We start from the raw sequence: 26,119 nt of genomic DNA, 5'->3' as shown, positions 1-26,119 counted from the left end.
GGCCTCACTCCCGCATGCCGGTGCCACGCTGCAGCAGGCGCAGCGCGACCACGTAGAGCACCACGACCAGCACCGTGATGAAGGTCAGCGACACCGTCACCGAGACGTCGCTGTGGCCGAGCACGCCGTAGCGGAAGGCATTGACCATGTACACGATGGGGTTCAGGTAGGACACCGACTGCCAGAACGGCGACAGCAGATCCATCGAGTAGAACACGCCGCCAAGATAGGTCAGCGGTGTCAGGATGAAGGTCGGCACGATGGACACGTCATCGAAGGTCTTGGCGTAGACCGCATTGATGAAGCCGCCCAGCGAGAACAGGATGGCCGTCATCAGCACGCTGTAGAGCATGACACCGACGTGATGCAGATGCAGGTCGGTGAAGAACAGCGACAGCACGGTGACGATGAGGCCGACCGCCAGCCCGCGCGCGACGCCACCGAGCACGAAGCCCCAGAGGATGATGGCGTGCGGCACCGGCGACACCAGCAGCTCCTCGATGCTGCGCTGGAACTTGGCCCCGAAGAAGCTGGACACCACGTTGGCGTAGGCATTGGTGATGATGGCCATCATGATCAGGCCGGGCACGATGAACTGCATGTAGGGCATGCCGCCCATGCCGCCGATGCTGCGTCCGACCAGGTTGCCGAAGATGACGAAGTACAGCGTCATGGTGATGGCCGGCGGCAGCAGGGTCTGTACCCAGATGCGCGTGAAGCGCCGGACTTCCTTGACGACGATGGTCTGCAGCGCGATGCGGTTGGGTTGCGAAAGCAGCGTGCTCATGCCGCACCTCCGTCAGCCAGGTTCTTTTCCACCAGGGACACGAACAGCTCCTCGAGGCGATTGGTCTTGTTGCGCAGGCTGGTGACGTCTATGCCCTGGGCACTGAGTGCGGCAAAAACGGCATTCAGGGTCTGGCCGCGCCGGATGGTGACCTCGAGTGCGCCGGCCACCGGCTGGCGGATCTGGTAGTCATCCAGCTCCGGCACCACGTTCAGCTCGTGGCTGATGTCGAGCACGAAGGTCTCCTGCTGCAGCTTGGCCAGCAGCGAGCGCATGTCGGTGTTCTCGACCACCTCGCCCTTGTCGAGGATGGCGATGTTGCGACACAGCGACTCTGCCTCCTCCAGATAGTGCGTGGTGAGAATGATGGTGGTGCCCTGCTGATTGAGCGTGGTCAGGTAGTCCCACATGGAGCGGCGCAACTCGATGTCGACCCCGGCCGTGGGCTCGTCGAGGATGAGCAGACGCGGCTCGTGCACCAGCGCGCGCGCCACCATCAGACGGCGCTTCATGCCGCCGGAGAGCATGCGCGCCTGCTGGTCGCGCTTTTCCCAGAGACCGAGCTGATGCAGGTACTTCTCAGCCTGCTCGTAGGCCCGGGGGCGTGCGATGCCGTAATAGCCGGCCTGGGTTGCGAGAATGTCGATGACCTTCTCGAACTGCCCGAAGTTGAACTCCTGCGGGACCACGCCGATCTGGCGCTTGGCCGCCTCGAGATCGCTGTCCAGGTCATGGCCGAAGATGCTCACCGTGCCGGACGTCTTCTTCACCAGCGAACTGACAATGCCGATGGAGGTGGATTTGCCGGCACCGTTGGGGCCGAGCAGCGCGAAGAAATCGCCGGGGGCGACGGTGAGATTGATGCCCTTGAGGGCGGAGACGCCGGAACGGTAGGTCTTGGTGACGCCAGTCAGCTGCAAGGCGGCGGTCATGAAGGCTCCTGAAAGGACGTGAGCACGAAACGGCCAGCTCGATCGCGGCCACAGAACCGAGCAAGTCTAGCATGAGCCCGATCCGCCGCTGCGGAACAGCTGCCGCTGGCGTACTACGTCTGTCCAGTTAAGAGCATGAAAAAAGACTGAACAAAATCATTTTGTCCAATACAAATAATTTGATGCTCGCCTACTGTAACAACACGACATATGTCGCGTCTGTTCAACACAGACGCTCAACAGGAACGGAACACATCATGAAAATCGCTGTCATCGGCTCCGGAATCAGTGGCCTCAGCGCGGCCTGGCTGCTCAATCCGCACCACGAGGTCACCCTGTTTGAAGCCGAGGACCGGGCGGGTGGTCACAGCCATACCCATGACATCACGCTGGACGGCATCACGCATCCGGTGGATACCGGCTTTCTGGTTCACAACGACCGCACCTACCCCAACCTGGTCGCGCTGTTCCAGCGGCTGGGCATCGATACCCCCGACAGCGACATGAGCTTCAGCGTCAAGCTGCCGCACGTCGATCTGGAGTGGGCCGGCGCCAGCCTGGCGACGCTGTTCGCGCAGAGGCGCAACCTGGTGCGACCGGGTTTCTGGCGCATGGTGCGTGACATCCTGCATTTCAACCGCCATGCCCGCCGCCTGCTGGTGCAGTCACGCGAGCGCCAGCTCACGCTGGGTCAGCTGCTGGCCGACAACCGCTACAGCGACGAATTCCGCGACTGGTACCTGTTTCCCATGGGGGGCGCCATCTGGTCCAGCCCGATGGCCGCGATGGCCGACTTCCCGGCCGAGACCTTCATCCAGTTCTGCCTCAACCACGGCTTGCTGCAGATTTCCGATCGTCCGCAATGGAAAAGCATACGCGGCGGATCACGCGAGTACGTGCGTCGCCTCTGCGACGGCATCGCCAGCGTGCGCCTGGCCACCCCGGTACGCTCCTTGTCACGCAACCGCCACGGAGTGACGGTGGTGACCGATGCCGGCAGCGAAGACTTTGATTGCGCGGTGCTGGCCACGCACAGTGACCAGGCCCTGGCCCTGCTCAGCGATGCCCGTCCGGCCGAACGCCAGGTGCTGTCGGCGATACGCTACCAGCCCAATGTCGCCTATCTGCACACCGATGCCGACCTGATGCCGCAGCGCCGCGTCGCCTGGTCGGCCTGGAACTACTATGCCGCGCCCGGCAGCGACGGCGCCACGCCGGTGGCCGTGACCTACTGGATCAATCGCCTGCAGCCCCTGCCCTTCACCAGCCCGGTGCTGGTCACGCTGAATCCGCCGGTGCCGCCGGCACCGGAAAAAACCCTGAAGGTCATGCACTACGCGCATCCGCTGCTGGATGAGCCGGCCTACGAGGCGCAGCACGAGCTGGCCGCGATCCAGGGCCTGGATCATGTCTACTTCTGTGGCGCCTGGGCCGGCTACGGCTTTCATGAGGATGGCCTGAAGTCGGGCATGGCGGTGGCCAGCCTGCTCGGTGCCGACATTCCCTGGCTGGGCGACAGCCAGACCCGGGCCGCTGCGGACACGAGCGACGCGCGGGAAGCCGCGGCATGAACAGCAGCCTGCTGGTCGGCGAAGTGGGGCACGCGCGCCCGCGCGGCCCGCACAACGTGTTTCGCTATGGCAGCCTGCTCATACGCTTTCGCCTGTCGGCGCGAGCCAGCCTGCGCTCGCCGCTGTTCAGCCTTGAACGCTGGAACCTGTTCGGTCACCACTGGCGCGATCACGGCAATGGCGCGGATGGCGAGGCCTGGGCGCGCGACATCCTGGCACGCCACGGCATCACCGCAGCCGATGGCGACATCGAGCTGATCTGTCAGCCACGCGTGCTGGGCTTTGTCTTCAACCCCGTCAGCTTCTGGTTCTGCCTGGATCGTGACGGCCAGCGCCGCGCCGTGCTGGCCGAGGTCAACAACACCTTTGGCGAGCGCCATGTCTACCTGCTTACGGCACCGGGCCAGGGTGTCATCGGCAACGACTGCGAACTGAACTGCCGCAAGGTGTTCCATGTCTCGCCCTTCATGCCGGTGGCAGGCGAATACCGCTTCCGCTTCAGTCGCGTCGACGGCGCGGCGGAAACCCGCGAACAGCTGCACATCGACTACTGGCGCGATGGCGAACTGCAGCTCGCGACCTGGGTGCATGCCGTGCACCAGCCCGCAGACACCCGTCATCTGCTGGGCGCCCTGTTCCGTTTCGGCTGGAGCACCGTCCTGGTGGTCTGGCGCATCCACTGGCAGGCCCTGAAGCTCTGGCTTCGTGGCGCCACGTTTCATCGCAAGCCGGCGCCGCCGGTCGAGGAGATCACGCAATGAACCTGTCCGAAAACACCCGCATCGAGATCGCTCGCGCGCCAGCCATGGCACGCCTGCTGATGAACCTGCTGCAGCGCATCGAGGTCGGCAGCCTGCAGCTGACCCTGCCCAGCGGCAGCACCCTGCATGCGGGCGGCCACACCCCCGGGCCGGACGCTGCGCTGGAGATCCGTGACTGGTCAGCGTGCGGCCAGATCCTGCGCTCGGGCGACATCGGCCTGGCCGAGGCCTACCGTGACCGCAAGCTCGAGATACCGGACATCCCCGCCTTCCTGCTGCTGGCCATGGCCAACGAGGCAGCGCTCGAGCAGGCCTTCTACGGCAGCTTCTGGGGCACGCTGCTGTACAAGCTCAAGCACTTCGTGGGCAACCGCAACACGCGCAAGGGCAGCAAGAAGAACATCCATGCCCACTACGACCTGGGCAACGACTTCTACCGGCTCTGGCTGGACCGCACCATGACCTACTCATCGGCGCTGTTCAGCCATCCCGGCCAGGACCTGGCCGAGGCCCAGACCGCGAAGTACGAACGCCTGCTCGATCGCCTCGGCGTCAAGGCCGGGGATCACATCCTCGAGATCGGCTGCGGCTGGGGTGGCTTTGCCGAGCACGCCGCATCCACCCGTGGCGTGCGCGTCACCGGCATCTCGCTGTCACGCGAACAGCTGGCCTGGGCGCGTGAACGGGTGCGCGGCACGGCCATCGAGTCCCTGTGCGAATTCCGCTTCCAGGACTACCGCGACGTGCGCGGCCAGTACGACGCCATCGCCTCCATCGAGATGATCGAAGCCGTCGGCGAAAGCTACTGGCCATCGTATTTCGGTCAGCTGCATGACCTGCTGAAGCCGGGCGGACGCGCCGGCATCCAGGCCATCCTGATCGCTGACAGCCGCTTCGACGATTACCGCCGCAAGACAGACTTCATCCAGCAATACATCTTTCCGGGTGGCATGCTGTTGTCACCGACACGTCTGCGTCAGTGTGGCGAGACCGCCGGCCTGCAGCTGCAGGACATGCACTGCTTCGGCCCGGATTATGCGGAAACCCTGAGGCGCTGGCGTGACGGCTTCGAAGCCCATCTGACCCGCATCGGCGAACAGGGCTTCGATGAGGCGTTCCAGCGCATCTGGCGCTTCTACTATGGCTACTGCGAGGCCGGCTTCGACGCCGCCCGCACCGATGTCTGCCAGGCCGTGTTCACGCGCCCGGCCTGACCTGACACCTGTGACCGTGACCGTGACAACGAGGATGAACACCATGACCGAGGACAGCGACGACACCGCCCTGATGCTGCCCATCCAGGCTGTCGAACGCGAAACCGGCGTGTCCAAGGAACTGCTGCGCATGTGGGAACGCCGTTACGGCTTTCCGCAGCCGGCACGCGACACCCAGGGCGATCGCATCTATCCCATGGACCAGGTCAATCGCCTGCGCCTGCTGCGTCGCCTCATCGAGCAGGGATTCCGTCCCGGCAAGATCATCAGCTTGGCCAGCAACGAGCTGGATGCCCTGCTCAAGGCCCAGGGCCAGGATGTCCAGCAGAGCTTCCCCGAGCTCGAGAAGGAGCTGCTGTCGGCCCTGCAGTCACAGGATCCCGGCCGGGTCAGGGCCTATCTGTCGCACCAGCTGGTGAGTCTGGGCCTGCAGCGCTTCATCATCGACTTCCTCGCCCATGCCACCACGGTGGTGGGCGATGGCTGGATGCGCGGCGACCTGCAGGTTCACGAGGAGCATCTGTTCACCGAGCAGGTGCAGGGTCTGGTGCGCAACGCCATCAGCAACCTGAGCCCGAGCACGCAGCCGCCCCGGGTTCTGCTCACCACGCCGCCGGACGAGCTGCACACGCTGGGCATTCTCATGGTCGAGGCGCTGCTGCGCCTGGACAACGTCGATGCCGTCAGCTACGGCGCACAGATGCCGCTGCGCGATGTGGTGCAGGCCGTGTCGCGCCATCGCATGCACGTGGTGGCGCTGTCCATCAGTGCGTCGTTCCCGGCCACACGCGCGGTGGAATACCTCGAGGAACTGCGCTTCCGCCTGCCTGCCTCGGTCGATATCTGGGCCGGTGGCGCGGCGCTGCGCAGCTCGCGCCGCCAGGTCGACGGCGTGCGCCTGATGACCGACCTCGGCAGCCTCGGCACCACGGTGCTGCAATGGCGACGCCAGCACCGCTGAACACAGGATGAGACGATGACCGCTGCACTGCCCCATCACCTGGTCTGGCTGCGCCAGGACCTGCGTCTTGCTGACAACACCGCCCTCGCCGCTGCCGCCCGCGACCCGTCCTGCCGGGTCAGCCTGGTCTATCTGGTGACCCCGCGACAATGGCAGGCCCACGATGTCGCCCCCGTTCGCCTGGATCTGGAGTGGCGGCAGCTGCAGTCCCTGCATGCCGATGCCGGTGCACTGGGCATGCGCCTGGTGGTGCTGACCTGTGACGACTTCGCGGCCGCGCCCGCGACCCTGTCGGACTGGGCTGCTCGCGAGGGCATCACGGCGCTGCACGCCAACCGCCAGTACGAGATCAACGAGCAGGCGCGAGACCGCGCCACCGAGACTGCGCTGACGGCGCGCAACATCCCCTGCCACTGGCATGAGGACCTGTGCCTGATGCCGCCGGGCAGCGTGCTCACCGGCCAGCGTCAGCCCTATACCGTGTTCTCGCCCTTCAAGCGCAACTGGCTGCAGCAGATGGCTCAGCGTGGCGTGCAGCTGCTGCCGGCACCGGCACCCCGTTCCCCTGAAGCGCGCCAGGCAACGATCGCGCTGCCGCCTCGACCCGCCATCCTGGATCAGGGCCAGACCGTGCCCGAGGCGTTGCGACACGAGCTCTGGCCGGCCGGCGAGGCGGCAGCGCATGCGCGCCTGCAGGCATTCACCGAACGCGATCTGGATTTCTACAAGCGCCAGCGCGACCTGCCGACCGTCAGCGGCACCAGCACGCTGTCACCCTACCTGGCTGCCGGCATACTCTCGCCGCGCCAGTGCCTGGCCGCCGCCTGGCAGCACCAGGGCGCACTGGAGGGCCGACTCGATGTCGACACCTGGATCAGCGAGCTGATCTGGCGCGACTTCTACAAGCACATCCTGGTGGCCTTTCCGCATGTCTGCCGGCATCGCGCCTTCAAGCGCGAGACCGATGCCCTGGCCTGGCGCAGCGATCCGGCCCTGCTGGCCGCCTGGCAGGAAGGGCGTACCGGGTTTCCCATCGTCGATGCCGCTCAGCGCCAGCTGCTGGCTACCGGCTGGATGCACAATCGCCTGCGCATGATCACCGCGATGTTCTTCACCAAGGACCTGTTCCTGGACTGGCGACTGGGCGAGCGCCATTTCATGCGCCATCTGGTCGATGGCGATCTGGCCGCGAACAACGGCGGCTGGCAGTGGAGTGCCTCGACCGGCAACGATGCCGCGCCGTATTTCCGGGTCTTCAATCCCTGGCTGCAAGGCGAGAAATTCGATCCGGATGGCGATTTCATCCGCCGCTTCGTGCCCGAGCTGGCTCGCTGCCCGACCAAGGCCCTGCATGACCCCAAGGCGCCGCGACCGGGCTATCCTCGCCCGATCGTCGATCACGCCAGCGCCAAGGCACATGCCGTGGCCAGCTTCAAGGCGCTGGGTCTGGCGTCGTCAGACGATCAAACAGGCTGACCAGCTCCTGCGTCAGGCGGTGGCGCGGGGCGCAATGGATCAGCGGCAGGCAGCGCTGATGCGACTCGCGCATGATCACCGACGATGACAGCGGCGGATCCAGCACCGGCAGGCCCTGGTCCTTGAGATCCTGAACCAGCTTGCCGGGCAGCGTGGCACGCGGCAGGAACTGGTTGATGATGATGCCTTCGATGGCCAGCGCCGGATTGTGGTCCTTGATGGTCTCCTCGACGTTTTCCATCAGGGTGTACAGCGCCCGGCGCGAAAAGGCGTCGCAGTCGAAGGGAATCAGGCAGCGCTGCGAGGCGATCAGCGCCGACAGCGTATAGAAGTTGAAGGCCGGCGGCGTGTCGATGAAGATCTCGTCATACTGCTCGCTGAGCTCTGCCAGTGCCGCCGACAGCTTGTAGATCTTGTGCTTGCTCTCGAGCAGGTGCTCGATTTCACGCAGCTCGGGATTCGACGGGATCAGGAACAGGCCGTCGAACGGGGTCGGATGCACGAACTCCGACAGCGGTCGCTCGCGCACCTTGAACGACAGCGACTGCGCGAAGAACTGGCCGATGTTGGGTGACAGCTCGGCCTTGTCGCGACCGAACTCGGCGGCTTCGCCGAGCAGGTACTGGCTGGCGTTGCCCTGCGGATCAAGATCAAGGATGAGCGTGCGTCGCCCCCTGGCCGCGCTGATGGCCGCCAGATTGACCGTGATGCTGGACTTGCCGACGCCACCCTTCTGATTGAACACCACCCGCCGCATGTTGCCACTCCTCATGATCCTGCCTGCCCGATCCGGGCTGGCGCTAGTCTAGCTCAGGACAGCTTCCTGTCATGCCCGTCACGTGTCGACTGCTCACGCGACCGGCGGGAAAAACCAGTAGGCCGCCACGATGGCCACCGTGACCCCGGTGGCATCGGCCAGCAGGCCGCAACCCAGCGCGCCGCGGTCACGGCGAATGCCCACCACGCCGTAGTACACGGCAACCACGTAGAAGGTGGTTTCGGACGAGCCCTGGATGACCGCCGCCACCAGTGCCGGAAAGCTGTCGACGCCGTAGGTCTGCATGGTCTCCAGCATCATGGCGCGGGCACCGCTGCCCGACAGCGACTTCATGAAGGCGGTGGTCAGGGCCGGCACGAACTCGGTGGCCATGCCGAGCTGGTTCAGCAGCCAGGCAGCCCCGTCGAGCAGCGTGTCCATGACGCCGCTGGCGCGCAGGCCGGCAATCGCCACCAGCATGGCCACCAGGTACGGAATCAGGCCCACGGCAGTCTCGAAGCCCTCTTTCGCACCGCGAATGAAAGTGTCGTAGACCGACAGGCGACGCCACCAGCCAGCCAGCAGAAAGCCCATGATGATGAGCACCAGCAGGCCGTTGCCAAGGCTGCTGGAGAACTGGCCGAGCTCGGTTGCCGGCAGCTGGCTGAGGGCGCTGATGAACAGCGCCATGACCGTGGCGAAGCCGGCCCCGTAGGCCAGCAGCACCGGGTCGCGCAGGCGGATGCGCAGATAGAGGCAGCTTGCCAGCACGCCGACAAAGGTCGACGCCGAGGTCGCGAGCAGGATGGGCAGGAAGACGCTGGCCGGATCCGGAGCGCCCTGCTGCGCCCGGTAGAGAAACACCGACACCGGAATCAGTGTCACCGACGAGGTGTTGATGACCAGGAACAGGGCCTGTGCCCGCGTTGCCCGCTCCGGCTCCGGATTCAGCGTCTGCAGTTCACGCATGGCCTGCAGGCCGAGCGGCGTGGCCGCGTTGTCGAGTCCGAGAAAGTTGGCCGACATGTTCATGGTCATGGCGCCGAGAGCCGGATGCCCAGCCGGCACGTCCGGCATCAGGCGGCGAAACAGGGGCGCCAGCAGGCGTCCGAAGCGTGCCACCAGCCCGGCCTCTTCGGCGACCTTGAACAGCCCCAGCCACAAGGTCATGACCCCGACCAGACCGATGCTGATGTCGACACTGGTCTTGGCCCCCTCAAACCAGGCCTGCACCACGCGCGAGAAACTCTCGCCATCGCCCAGCACCAGGGCCTGCCAGGTGGCGCTCAGCGCCGTCACCACAAAGAACGCCAGCCACAACGCATTCAGCACGAACCGCACTCCTGTACTGCCAGATCGACAACCTGCCGGTGAAGACCGCGTACAGCCCCTCCGTTCGTCGATTTAAACACAGGCTCAGGGGCGTCAGCGATCCTCCTCAGCGGCGCCAGCCAGGCATTTTCACCGTCAGAGCCAGACAGGACGCGGCATTGCCGGGCCCTGAAAAGTTGTCCACAATTTCTGTGGATAACTCCGTGGAAAAGCCGTTGGGAATGGCTCCCAAGCACCCTGACCACTGGCCTCGACACAGATTGATCATATTTTGAGCAAATCGTTTTTATTGTTTATTTTCAACAACTTAATTTTGTCAACACCGTCATGTCCTGTTAATGAAAGAAAAAACCACGGGATTTCATGAAAAAACGGCAGCTCGGGTTGACACGGAGGATAAGTCAGACAACCGCCCGATAAATTGTCTGACAAGCGCTGGAAAAACAGGCAGGGAATACTAATCCAGACGAATTCCAGACGATTTCTGTAACAACGTGGGGGATTCTGACAACCGGCCTGGGGCACTGGTCGGCGACGACGTCACTGGCGCGACCGGCAGCGCCAGGCGTAGCCTGTTCTTTTCCAGAAACGCAGGGCCCAGGCCCTTCACCGCCAGCAGGTCCTGCTGCGTCCTGAACGGACCGTTCTGTTCACGCCAGGCAATGATCGCCGCCGCCTTGGCCGGCCCTACGCCATCGAGCGCGGCTTCCAGCTCCCCGGCCCCGGCGCGGTTGATGTCCAGCGCGACAACCGCCTCCGCCCTTGCCTGTCCACTGCCACTCCCCTCGCCCGGCACGGCCTGTGCCGCCGTCGCAGGTCGATGACGAATCAGCACATGGCCATCGGCGGCAGGCACCGGTGTCGGCAACGTGCACAGCAGCAGTGACAGACTTCTGCTCATGGCCCTGACTTTCAGCAGGGCCGAGATCGTGGCGAGGCGCATGGTCATCTCCGGCAACGTCATGCGACCGCATGACTGTCTTCAGGAGGTAGACCATGATCAGCGCCCGCGCCAGTCACGACAGCCGGGCCCGGAAACGAAAAAGCCGCTGCAACCCGGAGGGTGCAACGGCTTCATCGCGAAGAGATCGTGGTCGGGACGGCAGGATTTGAACCTGCGACCCCCTGCACCCCATGCAGGTGCGCTACCAGGCTGCGCTACGCCCCGACGATTTCACGAGGTGTGCATGATACTGGATTGCGCCTTGCTGTCCAGTATCAGGATTCGCGATGGCTCAACATGTGAGCAATTTCCTGCAAATCCTCGATCATGTCACTGAGCGCGAAGTGCCAGACCGTGTCCGGTGTCTGGCTGCCCAGGCTTGGCGCGTCGTCAGCGGCACCCGTCGCCGTCTCGGGCTTGTCATGACGGACATCAGCCAGCTTCTGGCGCGCCCCCTGGATGGTGTAGCCCTGCAGGTAGAGCAGATCACGGATCTGCCGGATCAGCTCGACATCCTGACGCTGGTAATAGCGCCGGTTGCCGCGCCGCTTGACCGGCTTCAGGCGCGTGAACTCCTGCTCCCAGTAACGCAGCACATGCGTCTTGACGTCACACAGCTCGCTGACCTCACCAATGGTGAAGTAGCGCTTGGGAGGAATCTCGGGCAGCGAAACCTCAGGTCGATTGAGCGCCATGACCTTCCACTCGCTGCTTCAGCTTCTGCCCCGGACGGAACGTGACCACGCGTCGCGCGCTGATGGGAATTTCCTCGCCGGTCTTGGGGTTGCGCCCCGGACGCTGGCGCTTGTCGCGCAGCTCGAAGTTGCCGAAGCCCGACAGCTTGACGGCATGGCCGTCAACCAGGGCCTGGCGGATCTCCTCGAAGAACTGTTCGACCAGCTCCTTGGCTTCGCGCTTGTTCAGGCCGAGCTCCTCGAACAGGCGCTCGGCAATGTCAGCCTTGGTCAATGCAGCCATGTCGGCCTCCCTCATGTGCGGGAATGACCCCGCAGGCACTCAGGCGCGCAGGGTCACGTTCAATGTTTCTGACAGGTTTGCCAGCACCTGGTCACGCAGGGCCTGCACCTCGTCATCGGTCAGCGTTCTGTCCGGGTGCTGCCAGGTCAGCGCAATCGCCAGACTGCAGAAGCCGTCGGGCACACCCTGGCCACGATACAGGTCAAAGACCCGGACCTCGCGCAGCCACTCGCCAGCGGCGGCACGCGCGACATCAAGCACGGACTGCGCCGACTGCTGCACCGGCACCAGCAGCGCGAGATCACGACGCACTTCCGGAAAGCGCGACAAGGCCTTGAAACGCGGCAAGGTGTCGCCGGCCAGTGCGGCCAGATCCAGTTCAAAGACATAGACCGGGCCATCCAGGTCCAGGGCCTTCTGTGTCAGCGGATGCAAGGCACCCAGCCAGCCCACGACCTGCTCGCCGCGCAGCAGTTGCGCGCATTGGCCCGGATGCAGCACCGGATGCGCACCCGCCACGAAGCGAATCTCGCCCGCGACGCCGGCCACATCGAGAACAGCCTCAATATTTCCTTTTACATCAAAGAAATCAAGTGGATTCTTAGGGTTGTTCCACGCTTCCGGACTGGCGGTACCGGTAGCGATGCCGGCGAGCATGGGCTGCTGCTGCAGGCCATCCGGGGTATTCACGAAGCGCAGACCGGTCTCGAACAGACGAACGCGGCCCTGCTGGCGACTCTGGTTGTGCCGCGCAGCCAGCGCCAGACCGGCCCACAGCGTGGTGCGCATGGCCGACAGTTCCGCCGACAGCGGGTTGGCCAGCAGCAGCGGCTGCGCACCGGGATCGACCAGCTGCAGCAGTCCGGGCTCGACGAAGCTGAAAGTGATGGCCTCCTGCCAGCCCAGATCGACCAGGGCGCGCTTGAAACGACGCGGCGACTGCCGGGCCTCGACACGCGGGGTCAGACGCAGACGTGCCTGCGGCGCGGTGACCGGCAGCTGGTTGTAGCCGTAGAGACGGGCCAGCTCCTCGATCAGGTCGACCTCGATGGCCAGGTCGAAACGATGGCTTGGCGGCGTCGCCAGCCAGCCCTCGGCGTCGGCCACCAGCGCCAGTCCGAGCCGGCTCAGCAAGGCTGTCACCTGCTCGTCAGCCAGCGCGAAGCCCAGCACCTGGGCAATGCGCTCGCGGCGCAGACGGATCGGCGCGCGAACCGGCAGCGCCTCGGGAGATTCGGCGCGCGTCAGCGGACCTGCCTGCCCGCCCGCGATCTCGACGATGAGTCGGGTCGCCAGCTCGATGGCCTCCTCGGCCAGCGCGAAGTCGACGCCACGCTCGTAGCGGTGCGAGGCATCGGTGTGCAGGCCGTAGCGACGCGCCTCGCCAGCCAGCGCCAGCGGCTGGAAGAATGCCGATTCCAGGAAGATGCTGGTGCTGTCGGCGGTGACCGCGGTCGCCAGGCCGCCCATGATGCCGGCCAGTGCCACCGGACCGGCCTGGTCCGCGATCACCAGGGTCTGCTCGCGCAGGGTCACGGTCTGCTGGTCGAGCAGGGTCAGCTGCTCGCCGGCACGGGCACGGCGCACGACAATGCCGCCCTGCAGACGATCCGCATCAAAGGCATGCAGCGGCTGACCCAGGGTCAGCAGCACGTAGTTGGTGATGTCCACCACCGGCGACAGCGAGCGCACTCCGAAGCGGCGCAGCGCGTCGACCAGCCACAGCGGGCTCTCGCCACCGGCACGCACGCCACGGATCAGGCGGCCGAGATAGCGCGGGCAGGCATCGACGGCATCCACCGAGACCGGCAGCGTGTCGGCAAGCGTGGCGGCCACCGGGCTCGCCGTGTCGGGCGTGAAGGCCATGCCGAACACGGCCGCTGTTTCACGTGCCAGGCCACGCAGGCTGAGGCAGTCACCGCGATTGGGTGTCAGGCCCAGTTCGATCAGGTTGTCATCGAGTGCCAGCCACTGGCGAATGTCGGCACCCACCGGCGCATCCGCCGGCAGCTCCCAGAGCCCGTCGGAGGTCTCGGCCAGGCCCAGCTCCTGCTCGGCGCAGAGCATGCCGAAGGACTCGACGCCGCGCAGCCTGGCTTCCTTGATGCGGAAGTCACCCGGCAGAACGGCCCCCACCGTGGCCACCGGCACGCGCAGGCCGGGACGCACGTTGGCGGCACCGCAGACGATCTGCAGTGGCGACCCGTTGCCGATGTCGACCGTGGTCACGCGCAGCTTGTCCGCATTGGGATGCTGTTCGGTGCTCAGCACGGCACCGATGACGACACCGCTGAAGGCAGGCGCGACCGGCACAATGGCATCGACCTCGAGGCCGGCCATGGTGAGTTGGTGGGCGAGCGCGGCGGTGTCCACGGACGGGTTCACGAGCTGGCGCAGGCGCTGTTCACTGAATTGCATCACGGTCTCGCTTGCCTGGCAGTGCAGGCTGAATCGTTGTGCTTCACACGATCTTGTCGTTCTGAAACAACAGGTTATTTCAAACAGTAAAAGCCGTTTCAGGCAAACTGGCGAAGGAAGCGCACGTCGTTGTCAAAGAACAGGCGCAAGTCATTGACGCCATAGCGCAACATCGCGAAACGCTCGACGCCCATGCCGAAGGCGAAGCCCTGGTATTTGTCCGGGTCGATGCCGCAGTTCTTCAGCACCTGCGGATGCACCATGCCGCAGCCCAGCACTTCCAGCCAGCCGGTCTGCTTGCAGACGCGGCAACCGTCGCCGTGACACATCACGCACTGGATGTCGACTTCCGCCGACGGTTCGGTGAACGGGAAGTAGGACGGACGGAAGCGCACCTGCAGTTCCTTCTCGAAGAACACGCGCAGGAAATCCTCGATCATGCCCTTGAGGTCGGCAAAGGTGACGTGCTCGTCGATGAGCAGGCCCTCGACCTGGTGGAACATGGGCGAATGCGTGAGGTCGGAGTCGCAGCGGTAGACGCGGCCCGGGCAGACGATGCGGATCGGCGGCTGCTGGCTTTCCATGACACGCACCTGCACCGGCGAGGTGTGCGTGCGCAGCAGGCGGGTGGCATCGAAATAGAAGGTGTCATGCATTGCCCGCGCCGGATGGTGCGAGGGAATGTTCAGCGCCTCGAAGTTGTGGAAGTCATCCTCGACCTCGGGACCGTCGGCGACCTGGAAACCGACCGCGGTGAAGAAGTCCTCGATGCGCTCCATGACGCGCGTCACCGGATGCAGGCCGCCCACCGGCTGGCCGCGACCAGGCAGCGTGACGTCCACGCACTCGGCCTTGAGCTGCGCATCAAGTGCTGCCGAATCAAGGACCTGCTTGCGATTGTTGAGTGCCGAGGTGATGGCTTCGCGAGCGGCGTTGAGCTCGGCACCGAAGACACGGCGCTGCTCGTCGGCAAGCTTGCCCATCTGCTTGGAGAGCTCGCTGAGCTGGCTCTTCTTGCCCAGGAACTGCACCCGCAGCGCCTCCACGGCACTGCTGTCGGCGGCTTCCGCCACGGCACGCTCAAGCTGTGCCACCAGCGCTTGCAAATCACTCATGACCTATCCTTGGGCCGGTCGCAGATGACCGCGCCACACATGCCGGCCGCCCGCAGGGGCCACCGGCGCAGAAAACAAAAAGGGGAAGAACCAGACAGCCCTTCCCCTTCGTGCGTGCCAGCCGGAATCATCCGGCAGACACCAACCGCTTAGGCAGCGAGGCTGGCCTTCGCCTTTTCGGCGATCGCGGCAAAACCGGCAGCATCGTGCACGGCAATGTCTGCCAGCACGCGACGGTCGATTTCGATCGAGGCCTTCTTCAGGCCGTTGATCAGGCGGCTGTAGGACAGACCGTTCAGACGCGCGGCGGCGTTGATACGGGCGATCCAGAGCGCGCGGAACTGACGCTTCTTCTGACGGCGGTCACGGTAGGCGTACTGACCCGCCTTGATGACAGCCTGGAAGGCCACGCGATAGACACGCGAACGGGCACCGTAGTAACCCTTTGCGCGATCGAGGACCTTCTTGTGACGACGGTGGGCAATGACGCCACGCTTAACACGAGCCATTTCTTATCCTCCGTCAGATTACAGGTTGGGCAGCATGGCGAGCACGCGACCGGTATCCGAGGCCGAGACCATGGACATCGGGCGGAGCTGACGAATGCGCTTCGCCGACTTCTTGGTGAGGATGTGGCGCTTGTTGGCTTGCTTGCGCTTGAAGCCGTTGGCCGTCTTCGAGAAGCGCTTGGCAGCGCCCCGCTTGGTTTTGATCTTTGCAGACATGTGTAACCTCGTTTAGTGACCCTGTCGGCGTCGCACGGTGTCCGCAGACATGACGTGACCTACCTGGGGGTAAGACGCAAGACAGCTTCCTGCCGACTTACTTCTTTTTACGGGGGCCGATGAGCATGCCCATCATGCGCCCTTCCAGTTTCGGGTGCTGTTCCACAGACCCGATCTCGGCCAGATCGGCCTCGATTCGTTGAAGCTGCTTCAAGCCCAGCTCCTGATGCGCCATTTCACGGCCGCGGAAACGCAGCGTGATCTTGACCTTGTCGCCCTCTTCCAGGAAGCGCACGATGTTGCGCAGCTTGACCTGGTAGTCGGCTTCCTCGGTGCCAGGACGCAGCTTGATCTCCTTGATCTGGACCTGATGCTGCTTCTTCTTGGCTTCCTTGGCCTGTTGCTTCTTCTCGAAAACGAACTTGCCGTAATCCATGATGCGACAGACTGGCGGTTCCGCGTCAGCCACGATCTCGACGAGATCCAGTTCCACGGCTTCCGCTGCTGCCAGCGCCTCGCGGATGGACACGATGCCCACCTGCTCGCCATTCTGGTTGATCAAACGCACTTCGCGGTGCTTGATGTCGCCATTGATGGGTGCGCGCTTGCTGTCACGTCCCTGCTTGTTATCCGGCTTGATTTTCGTTCTCCACCACTCGACCCTTGCGGGCAATGTCTGCGGACAGGCGCTGCGCGAAGGCCTCTACGGTCATGACACCGAGGTCCTTGCCTTCACGGGTGCGGACTGCCACAGTCCCTTGTTCTGCCTCACGCTCACCAATGACCAGCATGTACGGGATGCGTTGGAGCGTGCGCTCGCGAATCTTATAGCCAACCTTCTCGTTTCTCAAGTCGCTGAAGGCACGGAAGCCATGTTGTTTCAGTGCCTTTTCCACGTCACGGACGGCATCGGCCTGCTTGTCGGTGATGTTCATCACGCAAACCTGGCTCGGTGACAGCCAGGCCGGCAGGATGCCGGCGTAGTTTTCCAGCAGCATGCCGATGAAGCGCTCGAACGAGCCCAGGATGGCGCGGTGCAGCATCACCGGGTACTGGCGGCTGTTGTCTTCGGCGATGTAGCTGGCGTCGAGACGCTGCGGCAGGTTGAAGTCCAGCTGCAGGGTGCCGCACTGCCAAGCCCGGCCGATGCAGTCATGCAGGGTGAATTCGATCTTGGGGCCGTAGAAGGCGCCCTCGCCCGGCTGCAGCTGCCAGGGCAGACCGGCGTCATCGAGGGCCTTGGCCATGGCGGCCTCGGCACGATCCCAGAGCGCGTCGTCACCGACACGCTTGGCCGGACGCGTCGACAGCTTGAGGCTGATGTCGCTGAAACCGAAGTCGGCATAGACCTGCAGCGTGAGCCTGATGAAATCGGCGGCTTCCTGGCCGATCTGCGCCTCGGTGCAGAAGATGTGGGCGTCGTCCTGCACGAAGCCGCGCACGCGCATGATGCCGTGCAGCGCGCCGGAGGGCTCGTTGCGGTGGCAGGCGCCGAACTCGGCCAGGCGCAGCGGCAGATCGCGGTAGGACTTCAGGCCCTGGTTGAAGATCTGTACGTGGCAGGGGCAGTTCATCGGCTTGACGGCGTAATCGCGGCTTTCCGAGGCCGTGGTGAACATGTTCTCGGCGTAGTTCTCCCAGTGCCCCGACTTCTCCCAGAGAATGCGGTCGACCACCTGCGGCGTCTTCACTTCGAGGTAGCCGTTGTCGCGCTGCACGCGACGCATGTACTGCTCGAGCTCCTGGTAGATGGTCCAGCCGTTGGGGTGCCAGAACACCATGCCCGGCGCCTCTTCCTGCAGGTGGAACAGGTCCAGGGCCTTGCCGATCTTGCGGTGATCACGCTTCTCGGCCTCTTCCATGCGCTGGATGTAGGCGGCAAGCTGCTTCTTGTCGGCCCAGGCGGTGCCGTAAACGCGCTGCAGCTGCTCATTTTTTGCATCGCCGCGCCAGTAGGCACCGGACAGCTTGGTGAGCTTGAACGCCTTGAGGAAACGCGTGTTGGGCACGTGCGGGCCGCGGCACATGTCGACGTATTCCTCGTGGTAGTACAGGCCCATGGCCTGCTCGTCCGGCATGTCGTCGACCAGGCGCAGCTTGTAGTCCTCGCCACGCGACGTGAACACGTCGATGACCTCGGCGCGCGGCGTCACCTTCTTGATGACGTCGTAGTCCTTGGCGATCAATTCGTTCATGCGCGCCTCGATGGCGGCAAGGTCGTCAGGCGTGAACGGACGCTCGTAGGCGATGTCGTAATAGAAGCCCTCGGCGATGACCGGGCCGATCACCATCTTCGCGCTCGGATAGAGCTGCTTGACGGCGTGGCCGACCAGGTGCGCGCAGGAGTGGCGGATGATCTCGACACCGGCCTCGTCCTTGGGGGTGAGGATCTGCAGCTGAACGTCCTCGCTGATCAGGTCGCAGGCATCGACCAGACGCGACTCGCCTGCCCGCTCGCCGGCAACCGGGGTGATGCGGCCAGCCACGGTCACCTTGGCCAGGCCCGGGCCGATGCTGGTGGCCACGTCCATGACCGATACCGGGTGGTCGTAGGCACGCTGGGAGCCGTCGGGCAAGGTGATGACGGGCATGAGGAACTCCTGATGAAGCGACAAGTGATCAAGCGACAAGCCGCGCAGTGTAGCGAATGGGCTGGCGCGGGGCAAAAGCCCTGCGCTCAGAAACGCCAGGTATAGAACAGCGTGATGGCCGACTGCAGCGAGCTCATCGCCTCCAGGGCCAGGCGTCGATTGACCTGGTAGCGCAGCTTCACGGTCTGGGTCGGCTCGAACACGCCCATGCCGAAGCTCAGGAACAGGTCCTCGCCGATGAAGCCGGAGACGGCGACCTGCGTCTGCTCGCTCTCACCCTGGGTGGAGACCGCGAAATTGCGGATGCCCAGACCCGTGCCGAGCTTGTCCATGAGACCGGTGCGACCGCCGAGCTTGAGCGCCGCACCAAGGGCGAAGGCCTGGCGCTCAGCCTCGCTGGGAGCCCCCGTGCCCTCGTCCAGCGTGCGCCCCAGCACCAGCAGCGCGAGGATGTCCTCCTGCGCCATGGCCTCGTCTGAAAACAGCTCGGCGCGGGGCGTCGGCGGCCGTCCGCTCAGGCGCACACCGACCAGGCGTCCGTCGACCTCGCGTACCGCCTCGACCTGAAGCTCGGGGCGGGTCAGCGGCCCGGCAAACAGGAAGCGGCTCTGGCGCAGGGTGAGCTTCTGGCCATAGCCCTCGAACCGGGCGTTGTCATTCAGACGCAGCTCGCCATTGGCGATCAGCGCCTTGCCCGGCGACTGCTGCAACTGCAACTGGCCGAGCAGCCTGGCCGTGAGGCCCTGTCCGCTGAGCTGCACGTCCTGCCCGAGGCGCAGCACCACCGCCATGTCCAGCGGCAACCCGCCGCCCTGGCCGCCGGTTCCGGCCAGCACCGGCACCCGGCCCTGACGATCACGCACGATGCGCACATCCGGCGACGGCTTCAGGCCGCCAGCCTGCGGCAGGGTGAAGACGGCATCGGCACGCGGCACCAGGACGCTGCCACGCAGACGCGCGCCCTGCGCGGCGACATCCAGGGTCAGCTCGGGACTGACCTGCGCCGAGCGCACCCAGGGCTGGTAGCGCATGGCCAGCTGCTGCCCGTTGAGCCGGGCCTGCACACGCCATGGCGACAGCGTGGCGTCGCCATCCAGCGTGGCCTGGCCGCCCTGGGCATCCTGCCAGCGCCCCTGCCAGCGCGCGCGATCACCCAGCAGCTGCATGTCCAGGGTCAGCGGCTGCCAGTCGAGACCGAATTCGGGGTAACTGACGCGGCCGTCACGCAGCCGCAGGCCGCCCTGCAGACGCGGTGCCGCCAGCGACCCGCCAAGGCGCGCCTGGCCATCGACACGCCCGGCCACGGCCAGACCGGCGGGCAGCGGCAGCGGCAACTCCTGCAGCAGCAGGCCGGACAAGCTCAGCTCGCCATCCAGCACGGGGGTTTTCTGGCGCGGATCGCGGCGCAGCAGTGCCGTCAGCCTGCCGGCAAACGAGGAGGTCAGGTCGGCACGAGCCAGCCACCCGGAGGCCTGCAGATCGACATCGGCACACAGGCGCCAGGGCGACTGCGCCCAGCAATGCCGTGCCATCTGCTGCCGCTCCGGCGTCAGGATCACGGCAGCGGCTTCCTGCTGGCGCCAGCTGCCCTTTGCCAGGGTCAGCACGCCGTCACGCACGACACCCTGCCAGCGCTTGCGGGCGACATCGAGACCGCCCGCCGCCACCAGGCTGGCGCGTGCCTCGTCTCGCACCACCGCACTGCGGATCTGATGCCGTGCCAGGCTGCCGGTAACGCCGATGTCCGCCGAGCGCAGCAGCAGGTCACGCCCCTGGCGCAGCTGGCGAAGCTGCAGCACGAGCTGACCGCGACCGTCCAGCCAGGCGCCCTGCCACTGCCCGGTGCTTTCCAGCGCGCCGGACCAGCTGGCCTGGAAGCGTTGCAGCGCCGGCACCCCAAGCTGCCAGCGCAGGCCGCGGGCGCCGGGCCAGCCGTCGGCCTGGAGTCGGGCATCCGCCAGCGTCAGGTCCAGGCGGGTCGCGTGCAGGCGCTGGCTGTCCCAGGCCAGCCGGAACCGCGTCGGCAGATTCCCGAAACGGCCTTCCTGGGCGGCCTCGACCTGCATGCCCTCACCGCTGCGACGCCACGTCAGCGGGCCGGCCAGCGTCACCTGACGTGGCCAGGCCGCCGGCCAGCCCAGGGCCTCGGGGCGCAATGGCGTGGCAGCGGCCTGCAGGCGGGCTTCGCCGGCCGTGGCGGTGCCACGCAGCACCAGGCTTCCCGGTGCCAGCAGCCAGTCCTGCTGGCCGGGGGGCTGCCAGCGTGGCCAGGTCAGACGCCCCTGAAAGCTGGGCTGCTCCAGCAGGAGATTGCTGACCAGCTGCAGCGAGACCGGATAGCGGGCCGGGCCACGTGCGCGCAACTCCAGTGCCGACATGCCGCCACGCAAGCTCAGTCGCTGCGCAGGCCAGTCCGGCGTGGCCGGCGTCAGCACCAGCGAGGCCTGCAGGGGCCAGTCGGCCGCCGTCTGCAGGCTGCCCGACACATTGGCGCTGCCAAGCTCATGACGCAGCTGCAGACGGGTCAGCGTGATCGTGTCACCGCTGCCGTGTCCGCTCAGCTGCAGGTCATGCAGCGTCAGCGGGTTTCCTGCGGCCGGCTGCCAGCGGAGCTCGCCAATGCGCGCCGACGGCAGCGACCACCACATCGGCAGGCTGAAGGCCGGCAGCGTCACCGGTCCGGGCGCCGATGGCCGCAGCTGTCGAACCTGCGCCTGCGCCACCGCCAGCGTATGCAGCTGTGCCCGACCCTTGAGCAGGTCGCTGACCTGCCAGCCCAGGGTGACGTCGGTCAGGCTCACCGCCAGCGCATCCGACTGCCAGTGCACGCGCTGCAGGTGCAGACCGCTGACCAGCCGTCCCTGCATGCCCTCGATCTGCAGCCCCGGCACGCGCTCGCCAAACTGCTGCCAGAGCCAGACCGGCGCCGTCGCGGACAGCGACAGCCAGAGCAGGACCAGCGATACGGCAATGAAGAGCTGGACCAGGAACATCCAGAGCAGACGCGGCAGCCAGATCACCAGCACCGCCAGCACCCGGGCAAAGACCGCCGCCACCGAGGTCACAGGGGTGACCCCAGGGTGATGTGCAGGCGCAGCGGACGCCCTGGCTCGGAGACGGCGCTGGCGACATCGACACGTACCGGACCGACCGGGGAAATCCAGCGCAGACCGGCACCGGCGCCGATGGCCAGCGGCTGCCAGTGCGCATCAAAGGCATTGCCGGCATCAATGAACACGGCCGGCCGCCACGCGGTCCGCCAGCGCCAGTTGTATTCGATCGATCCGGTGACCAGATACTGGCCGCCCACCGTGTCGCCATCGGCATTGACCGGTGACAGCGCACGGTAGTCGTAGCCGCGCACGCTGCTGTCGCCACCGGCGTAGAAGCGCACGCTGGGTGGCACCTCGGCAAAGCGCGGGCTGACAATGGCGCCGGCATCCGCACGCAGAAGCAGCATGTGACGCTCGGCGACCGTGGTCAGCCAGCGACTGCCGGCACGCACCGAGACGAACTCGGCATCGGAAAACGCCTGCGGGTGCGCCGCCTGGATCTGCAGCAGCTGACGATGCCCGGACAGCGGGTCGAGCGCGCCGCCTCGGTTCTCGACCAGGCTCCAGGCCACGGACGGCATCAGCAGCGTGGTGCTGCCGCGTTCGCCGCCATCACGCTCGAAGCGGTCCTCGCTGAGGCGCAGACCATAGGTGGTCTGCCAGCCACGCGGCGGCTGGATGACGCGCTGCACGCCGACCACGGTCTGGGTATTGAGGGTGTCGTCGATGCGGTCGCGCTGCATGCCGGCGAGAAACTGCAGGGAGTCCTCGACCGGATGCTTCCACGGGATGCGATAGCGCAGGTCGGCCTGCTGGCGCACCGGCGACAGCTGCAGCTCGGTGCTGATGCCGTGGCCACGGGTGTTGAGCAGATGCCGCTGCCACTCGTGCGAGACCCGCGGCCCCTCGTCGGTGGCATAGCCGAGACCGACCGCCATCCGGTTGGGCTTGCGGGTGTCGGCGCGCACTTCCAGTGCCACGTCACGGCCTTCGGCCTGGTCACGCAGCAGGGTGACACGCACATCGGCGAAGTAGCGCGAGGCCTGCAGCGTCTTCTGCAGCGCCGTGATGCGCCGGCTGCTGATCTCGTCACCGGGCTTGAACGGCGTCATGGCACGCAGCCAGCGCGCATCGAGACCGGTCAGCGGCTGGCCCAGACTGTCCAGGAAAAGAATGTCACCGAAGCGGTAGCGCATGCCGCTGTCGTGACGCAGCGTGATGTCGGCACGGCGTGCCTGCAGATCGAGCGCGATGTCGGTGACCAGCCACTCGGCATCGAAATAGCCCCGCTCCAGCATGCGCTCGCTCAGCGTCTGCTTGAAGGCCTCATAGCGCACCTGATCGAGCACGTCACCGGTCTTGAGCGGAAATTCCAGCCGGCGCAGCAGGCGGTCATCGGCGGCCTCGCCCAGCCACTCGACGCTGACCTGGCCGACCCGCACCGGCTGCCCGCCCTGCACGCGCAGCACCCAGCTGTCATCGTCCTTGAGCAGGCTGACCTCGGGATCGTAATAGCCCAGCGCCTTCAGGGTATCGAAGATGGCCACCGGCGCCTCGACCGCAATGGCCAGATCGGACGGCGGCTCGCTGCCCTTCTTCGGCGACTCCCAGAGCGCGATGGTGTCGCGTATCGGCTGCACCAGCGACTCGGGCTGGATGTCCTTGCGCCAGGCAGCATGCAGGCCGGACAGCGGCAGCAGGGCAAGCAGGACGGCCAGCAGCCTCATGACAGCACCCGGCCGCTGATGAAATGCCGGTCCTCGCCGCTGACCGGATCGGTGAAGGCCAGCTCGCGTGCCAGCAGCTGCAGCGGCCGGCCGGCATCATCGGGCAGATCGGGCTGCCAGACCGGATACAGGCGGTCGTTCTCGATGGCGATGCCCAGTGCCGCGAAATGCACGCGAATCTGGTGCTTGCGACCGGTCAGCAGCTGCACGCGGTAGCGTCCGAGGCCGCGACACTCGCCAATCAGCTGGATGATGCTGGCACTGTTGGGCTCGCCGGCGACTTCGCGGCTGCGGAAGAACTCCTCGGCATCCTCGAGGCGGCTTCGATAGTGCAAGGGCTCGGCCAGGTCCTCGCGCAGCGGTGCCAGCACCTCGTAGGTCTTGCGGATGGCGCGGCTGCGGAACAGCGCGGTGTAGGCATCGCGGGTATCGGGACGACGCGACAGCAGCACCAGACCAGCCGTGTCGCGATCCAGCCGGTGCACCGGCACCAGATCCGGTTCGCCCAGCTGTTCGCGCAGACGCACCAGCAGGGTCTCGCGAACAAAGCGGCCACCCGGCATCACCGGCAGGAAATGCGGCTTGTCGGCCACCAGCAGATGCGCGTCGCCATGAACAATGGTCACCGGGCCGGCCAGCACGGCCTCCGGCGGCACGTCGCGGTAATAGCACAGCGTGGCACCCGGCCGGTAACGGCTGTGCTCGTCCAGCACCTGGCCCTGCTCGTCGCTGACCTTGCCGGTGGCCAGACGCTGACGCCAGATCTCCGGGGCGATGTGGGGAAAGCGCGTCGCCAGGAAGTCGAGCACCGTCACCCAGTCAGCGGGCGGGCAGAACACCCGACTGGCAGCGACCCCGTTGATCACTGCCGCCGCCACGAATCAGACCTCGCCGGCCGGACGCACGGCATCCAGCGCCAGGAACAGCCAGACATCGCCATGGGTGACCCGGTAGCAGCCCAGCGCATCGAGATGCGCCACCGCGACCGCCGCCAGCTCCCAGGCCATGCCAGCATCGACGCTGACGGTGTCCTTTTCCAGGAACAGGTCGTAGTCGGTGATCTGGAACAGGCCCTGCAGCGGGACCGCACGCTGACGGAAGTTGCCGTTCAGCTTGGGATTGGCCCAGGCCCACTTCCAGCTGTCCTGGGCGGCGGCGAACGAGCCCAGCGGCGTCACCGAGAACACCAGTTGCGCGACACCTGACGCGTCGAAAAAGGTGAGCTCGGCATCGGCCTCATTGAGCTGCCAGCGCGCCATGGCCTGCAGATGACAGTCACGCTCCAGGCGGGCCTGCTTGTCACGCAGCTGCTGCGTGCTGTCCTGCAGGAGCTGCTCGAACTGATCTTCCGTCACTGCGCGGCTCCCGGATGACCGGCCTTCTCGATGGCTTCCTTGACCTGGGGCGGCATGTAGTTCTCGTCATGCTTGGCCAGCACTTCCTCGGCCACCACGCGGCCGTCACGCCATTCGCCGTTGGCGACGATGCCCTGCCCCTCGCGGAACAGGTCGGGCAGGATGCCGTCGTAATAGACCTCGACCGAGTGCTTCAGGTCGGTCAGCGTAAAATGCACGGCCAGACTGCCCGGATCGCGCTTCACCGAGCCCTGCAGCACCAGACCGCCGACCTGGATGCGCTGGCCGTCGGAGGCCTCGTTGGCCGCCAGCTGGCTGGGCGTGAAGAACAGATTGATGTTCTGGCGCAGGGCATAGCTGGACAGGGCCACCACCAGGCCGACACCCAGCACCAGGACCAGCAGCCAGATCAGGCGACGACGACGTTGCGGATGCATCAGGAAATTTCCTCGCGGGATGACGTGGATGACGGAGTGTTGCGACGACTGCCCTGCTGGCGGCGCAGCAGCGCCTGCTGTTCGCGCAGCCAGCGGCGATGGTGCTGACGCGACAGCAGCACCAGCCCGCCCAGGCTGAGCAGCGCGATGCCGTAGGAGAGCCAGACATAGAGGGCATGACCGTCCATGGCTAGGAAGGCGGACAGCGACTCGAAGGCCATCATGCCCTGCCCTCCGCGATCAGCTCACGCACCCAGCGCGTGCGGCGCTCACGCTGCACGATGATGTGGCGGCTGCGCATCAGCACCACCGCCACGAACAGGCACCAGAGCCCGAAGAACATGACCAGCAGCGGCAGGTACATTTCCGGCGGCATGGTCGGGCGTTCGGTGATGCGGAAGGTGGAGCCCTGGTGCAGCGTGTTCCACCACTCCACCGAGTACTTGATGATGGGCAGGTTGACGACGCCGACCAGCGCCAGGATGGCTGCCGCCTTGCCACCCTGCGCAACCTCGTCAAAGGCGTGCTGCAGCGCGATCACGCCCATGTAAAGAAAGAGCAGGATGAGCATGGAGGTGAGCCGCGCATCCCAGACCCAGTAGGTGCCCCAGGTCGGCTTGCCCCAGAGCGCACCGGTGATCAGCGCCAGGAAGCAGAACACGGCACCGGCCGGCGCCACCGCGCGCGCCACCATGTCGGCGGTCTTGACCTTCCACACCAGCGAGATCACCGCGCAGGCCGCCAGCATCAGGTAGCCGCCCATGGCTAGGCTGGCCGACGGCACATGAATGAAGATGATGCGGTAGCTGTTGCCCTGCTGGTAGTCGGGCGGCGCGATGGCCAGCCCCCAGACCAGGCCGAGCAGCAGCAGCACGGCAGCCGGCCAGGCGAACCAGGGCAGCAGACGTCCGGCCAGATCATGGAAATTGCGCGGACTGACGGTGGGCTCGATCACGGCCCAGAGTTTTCGCAACAGGGTCATCATG

The 26,119-nt window shown here is 65.7% G+C and carries 25 protein-coding genes and 1 tRNA gene; 5 read left to right on the top strand and 21 right to left on the bottom strand.

The genetic code is table 11. From position 1 onward, the window contains the following. Positions 1–4 precede the first annotated feature (4 nt). A complete protein-coding gene (locus tag F595_RS0105680; RefSeq protein WP_022955908.1) occupies positions 5–787 on the bottom strand; it encodes an ABC transporter permease in 783 nt (260 codons plus the stop codon). Next, entirely contained in the window at positions 784–1,719 is a 936-nt protein-coding gene (locus tag F595_RS0105675; RefSeq protein WP_022955907.1) for an ABC transporter ATP-binding protein, read from the bottom strand. The genes F595_RS0105680 and F595_RS0105675 overlap by 4 nt, the downstream gene beginning before the upstream one ends. A 257-nt stretch (positions 1,720–1,976) precedes the next feature. Here F595_RS0105675 and F595_RS12975 point away from each other — a divergent pair, with 257 nt between their 5' ends. Genes F595_RS12975 through phrB form a run of 5 tightly spaced genes read left to right on the top strand, consistent with a single transcriptional unit; the run spans position 1,977 to position 7,702 of the window. Continuing rightward, a complete protein-coding gene (locus F595_RS12975) occupies positions 1,977–3,290 on the top strand; it encodes an NAD(P)/FAD-dependent oxidoreductase (protein WP_022955906.1) in 1,314 nt (437 codons plus the stop codon). Further along, on the top strand, positions 3,287–4,051 hold the full coding sequence (locus tag F595_RS0105665; protein ID WP_022955905.1) for a DUF1365 domain-containing protein: 765 nt from the start codon (positions 3,287–3,289) through the stop codon (positions 4,049–4,051). The genes F595_RS12975 and F595_RS0105665 overlap by 4 nt, the downstream gene beginning before the upstream one ends. After that, positions 4,048–5,265, top strand: coding sequence for an SAM-dependent methyltransferase (locus F595_RS0105660; protein ID WP_022955904.1), 1,218 nt, complete (start codon positions 4,048–4,050; stop codon positions 5,263–5,265). Before F595_RS0105665 ends, F595_RS0105660 begins: the two co-directional genes overlap by 4 nt. 43 nt (positions 5,266–5,308) lie before the next feature. After that, entirely contained in the window at positions 5,309–6,226 is a 918-nt protein-coding gene (locus F595_RS0105655; protein ID WP_169446963.1) for a MerR family transcriptional regulator, read from the top strand. Between the two features lie 15 nt (positions 6,227–6,241). Then, positions 6,242–7,702, top strand: coding sequence for a deoxyribodipyrimidine photo-lyase (gene phrB, locus F595_RS0105650; RefSeq protein WP_022955902.1), 1,461 nt, complete (start codon positions 6,242–6,244; stop codon positions 7,700–7,702). On the opposite strand, the gene F595_RS0105645 is transcribed toward phrB, so the two are convergent. From F595_RS0105645 to F595_RS0105555, 19 genes are all read right to left on the bottom strand, one after another. Beyond that, positions 7,659–8,459: a ParA family protein gene (locus F595_RS0105645; RefSeq protein ID WP_022955901.1), complete on the bottom strand. Its 801-nt coding sequence runs from the start codon at positions 8,457–8,459 to the stop codon at positions 7,659–7,661. The genes phrB and F595_RS0105645 overlap by 44 nt on opposite strands. Positions 8,460–8,552: 93 nt before the next feature. Beyond that, entirely contained in the window at positions 8,553–9,791 is a 1,239-nt protein-coding gene (locus F595_RS0105640) for a nucleoside recognition domain-containing protein (RefSeq protein WP_022955900.1), read from the bottom strand. A gap of 457 nt (positions 9,792–10,248) precedes the next feature. Next, complete coding sequence (locus F595_RS14150; RefSeq protein WP_169446961.1) at positions 10,249–10,734, bottom strand: ComEA family DNA-binding protein; 486 nt, start codon at positions 10,732–10,734, stop codon at positions 10,249–10,251. A gap of 148 nt (positions 10,735–10,882) precedes the next feature. After that, positions 10,883–10,959 (bottom strand) — tRNA-Pro (locus F595_RS0105630). Positions 10,960–11,009: 50 nt separating this feature from the next. Continuing rightward, complete coding sequence (locus tag F595_RS14980; protein WP_022955898.1) at positions 11,010–11,429, bottom strand: MerR family transcriptional regulator; 420 nt, start codon at positions 11,427–11,429, stop codon at positions 11,010–11,012. Next, positions 11,410–11,712, bottom strand: coding sequence for an integration host factor subunit alpha (gene ihfA / locus F595_RS0105620; RefSeq protein WP_022955897.1), 303 nt, complete (start codon positions 11,710–11,712; stop codon positions 11,410–11,412). Before ihfA ends, F595_RS14980 begins: the two co-directional genes overlap by 20 nt. A 39-nt stretch (positions 11,713–11,751) precedes the next feature. Next, positions 11,752–14,130: a phenylalanine--tRNA ligase subunit beta gene (gene pheT, locus F595_RS0105615; RefSeq protein WP_022955896.1), complete on the bottom strand. Its 2,379-nt coding sequence runs from the start codon at positions 14,128–14,130 to the stop codon at positions 11,752–11,754. 98 nt (positions 14,131–14,228) lie between these two features. Beyond that, entirely contained in the window at positions 14,229–15,245 is a 1,017-nt protein-coding gene (gene pheS / locus F595_RS0105610) for a phenylalanine--tRNA ligase subunit alpha (protein WP_022955895.1), read from the bottom strand. A gap of 149 nt (positions 15,246–15,394) precedes the next feature. Next, positions 15,395–15,754 (bottom strand): 50S ribosomal protein L20, encoded by a 360-nt coding sequence (rplT, locus tag F595_RS0105605; RefSeq protein ID WP_022955894.1) that lies wholly within the window; start codon positions 15,752–15,754, stop codon positions 15,395–15,397. Positions 15,755–15,772: 18 nt separating this feature from the next. Continuing rightward, on the bottom strand, positions 15,773–15,970 hold the full coding sequence (gene rpmI, locus F595_RS0105600; protein WP_022955893.1) for a 50S ribosomal protein L35: 198 nt from the start codon (positions 15,968–15,970) through the stop codon (positions 15,773–15,775). A gap of 97 nt (positions 15,971–16,067) precedes the next feature. Next, positions 16,068–16,610: a translation initiation factor IF-3 gene (gene infC / locus F595_RS0105595; RefSeq protein WP_026913265.1), complete on the bottom strand. Its 543-nt coding sequence runs from the start codon at positions 16,608–16,610 to the stop codon at positions 16,068–16,070. Then, the gene (thrS, locus tag F595_RS0105590) at positions 16,597–18,561 is read right to left on the bottom strand and encodes a threonine--tRNA ligase (protein ID WP_022955891.1); all 1,965 of its coding nucleotides are present in this window, start codon (positions 18,559–18,561) and stop codon (positions 16,597–16,599) included. The genes infC and thrS overlap by 14 nt, the downstream gene beginning before the upstream one ends. A gap of 86 nt (positions 18,562–18,647) precedes the next feature. Continuing rightward, the gene (locus tag F595_RS0105585; RefSeq protein WP_022955890.1) at positions 18,648–21,626 is read right to left on the bottom strand and encodes a translocation/assembly module TamB domain-containing protein; all 2,979 of its coding nucleotides are present in this window, start codon (positions 21,624–21,626) and stop codon (positions 18,648–18,650) included. Continuing rightward, positions 21,623–23,341, bottom strand: a complete 1,719-nt coding sequence (locus tag F595_RS12965) for an autotransporter assembly complex protein TamA (protein ID WP_022955889.1) — start codon at positions 23,339–23,341, stop codon at positions 21,623–21,625. Before F595_RS12965 ends, F595_RS0105585 begins: the two co-directional genes overlap by 4 nt. Next, positions 23,338–24,219: a pseudouridine synthase gene (locus F595_RS0105575; RefSeq protein WP_022955888.1), complete on the bottom strand. Its 882-nt coding sequence runs from the start codon at positions 24,217–24,219 to the stop codon at positions 23,338–23,340. The genes F595_RS12965 and F595_RS0105575 overlap by 4 nt, the downstream gene beginning before the upstream one ends. A gap of 3 nt (positions 24,220–24,222) precedes the next feature. Continuing rightward, positions 24,223–24,696, bottom strand: coding sequence for a DUF6882 domain-containing protein (locus F595_RS0105570; RefSeq protein ID WP_022955887.1), 474 nt, complete (start codon positions 24,694–24,696; stop codon positions 24,223–24,225). Next, positions 24,693–25,133 carry a cytochrome c maturation protein CcmE gene (ccmE, locus tag F595_RS0105565; protein ID WP_022955886.1) on the bottom strand — a complete coding sequence of 147 codons (441 nt, stop codon included), beginning with the start codon at positions 25,131–25,133 and terminating at the stop codon, positions 24,693–24,695. Before ccmE ends, F595_RS0105570 begins: the two co-directional genes overlap by 4 nt. After that, on the bottom strand, positions 25,133–25,357 hold the full coding sequence (gene ccmD / locus F595_RS12960; protein ID WP_022955885.1) for a heme exporter protein CcmD: 225 nt from the start codon (positions 25,355–25,357) through the stop codon (positions 25,133–25,135). The genes ccmE and ccmD overlap by 1 nt, the downstream gene beginning before the upstream one ends. Next, complete coding sequence (locus F595_RS0105555; RefSeq protein ID WP_022955884.1) at positions 25,354–26,118, bottom strand: heme ABC transporter permease; 765 nt, start codon at positions 26,116–26,118, stop codon at positions 25,354–25,356. Before F595_RS0105555 ends, ccmD begins: the two co-directional genes overlap by 4 nt. Position 26,119 lies beyond the last annotated feature (1 nt).

The organism is Perlucidibaca piscinae DSM 21586 (genome assembly GCF_000420045.1).
Classification (GTDB): domain Bacteria; phylum Pseudomonadota; class Gammaproteobacteria; order Pseudomonadales; family Moraxellaceae; genus Perlucidibaca; species Perlucidibaca piscinae.
This window is presented reverse-complemented; position numbering and strand designations above follow the sequence as displayed.

What these genes read in the sequence shown, in the direction of transcription:
- pheS (WP_022955895.1), bottom strand. Translation starts at nt 15,245, where the DNA reads ATGAGTGATTTGCAAGCGCTGGTGGCACAGCTTGAGCGTGCCGTGGCG.
- F595_RS0105555 (WP_022955884.1), bottom strand. Translation starts at nt 26,118, where the DNA reads ATGATGACCCTGTTGCGAAAACTCTGGGCCGTGATCGAGCCCACCGTC.
- thrS (WP_022955891.1), bottom strand. Translation starts at nt 18,561, where the DNA reads ATGCCCGTCATCACCTTGCCCGACGGCTCCCAGCGTGCCTACGACCAC.
- ccmE (WP_022955886.1), bottom strand. Translation starts at nt 25,133, where the DNA reads ATGCATCCGCAACGTCGTCGTCGCCTGATCTGGCTGCTGGTCCTGGTG.
- F595_RS0105680 (WP_022955908.1), bottom strand. Translation starts at nt 787, where the DNA reads ATGAGCACGCTGCTTTCGCAACCCAACCGCATCGCGCTGCAGACCATC.
- ccmD (WP_022955885.1), bottom strand. Translation starts at nt 25,357, where the DNA reads ATGATGGCCTTCGAGTCGCTGTCCGCCTTCCTAGCCATGGACGGTCAT.
- rplT (WP_022955894.1), bottom strand. Translation starts at nt 15,754, where the DNA reads ATGGCTCGTGTTAAGCGTGGCGTCATTGCCCACCGTCGTCACAAGAAG.
- ihfA (WP_022955897.1), bottom strand. Translation starts at nt 11,712, where the DNA reads ATGGCTGCATTGACCAAGGCTGACATTGCCGAGCGCCTGTTCGAGGAG.
- F595_RS0105645 (WP_022955901.1), bottom strand. Translation starts at nt 8,459, where the DNA reads ATGCGGCGGGTGGTGTTCAATCAGAAGGGTGGCGTCGGCAAGTCCAGC.
- F595_RS12975 (WP_022955906.1), top strand. Translation starts at nt 1,977, where the DNA reads ATGAAAATCGCTGTCATCGGCTCCGGAATCAGTGGCCTCAGCGCGGCC.
- F595_RS0105665 (WP_022955905.1), top strand. Translation starts at nt 3,287, where the DNA reads ATGAACAGCAGCCTGCTGGTCGGCGAAGTGGGGCACGCGCGCCCGCGC.
- F595_RS0105675 (WP_022955907.1), bottom strand. Translation starts at nt 1,719, where the DNA reads ATGACCGCCGCCTTGCAGCTGACTGGCGTCACCAAGACCTACCGTTCC.
- pheT (WP_022955896.1), bottom strand. Translation starts at nt 14,130, where the DNA reads ATGCAATTCAGTGAACAGCGCCTGCGCCAGCTCGTGAACCCGTCCGTG.
- phrB (WP_022955902.1), top strand. Translation starts at nt 6,242, where the DNA reads ATGACCGCTGCACTGCCCCATCACCTGGTCTGGCTGCGCCAGGACCTG.
- F595_RS12965 (WP_022955889.1), bottom strand. Translation starts at nt 23,341, where the DNA reads ATGAGGCTGCTGGCCGTCCTGCTTGCCCTGCTGCCGCTGTCCGGCCTG.
- rpmI (WP_022955893.1), bottom strand. Translation starts at nt 15,970, where the DNA reads ATGTCTGCAAAGATCAAAACCAAGCGGGGCGCTGCCAAGCGCTTCTCG.
- F595_RS14150 (WP_169446961.1), bottom strand. Translation starts at nt 10,734, where the DNA reads ATGCGCCTCGCCACGATCTCGGCCCTGCTGAAAGTCAGGGCCATGAGC.
- F595_RS0105660 (WP_022955904.1), top strand. Translation starts at nt 4,048, where the DNA reads ATGAACCTGTCCGAAAACACCCGCATCGAGATCGCTCGCGCGCCAGCC.
- F595_RS14980 (WP_022955898.1), bottom strand. Translation starts at nt 11,429, where the DNA reads ATGGCGCTCAATCGACCTGAGGTTTCGCTGCCCGAGATTCCTCCCAAG.
- F595_RS0105655 (WP_169446963.1), top strand. Translation starts at nt 5,309, where the DNA reads ATGACCGAGGACAGCGACGACACCGCCCTGATGCTGCCCATCCAGGCT.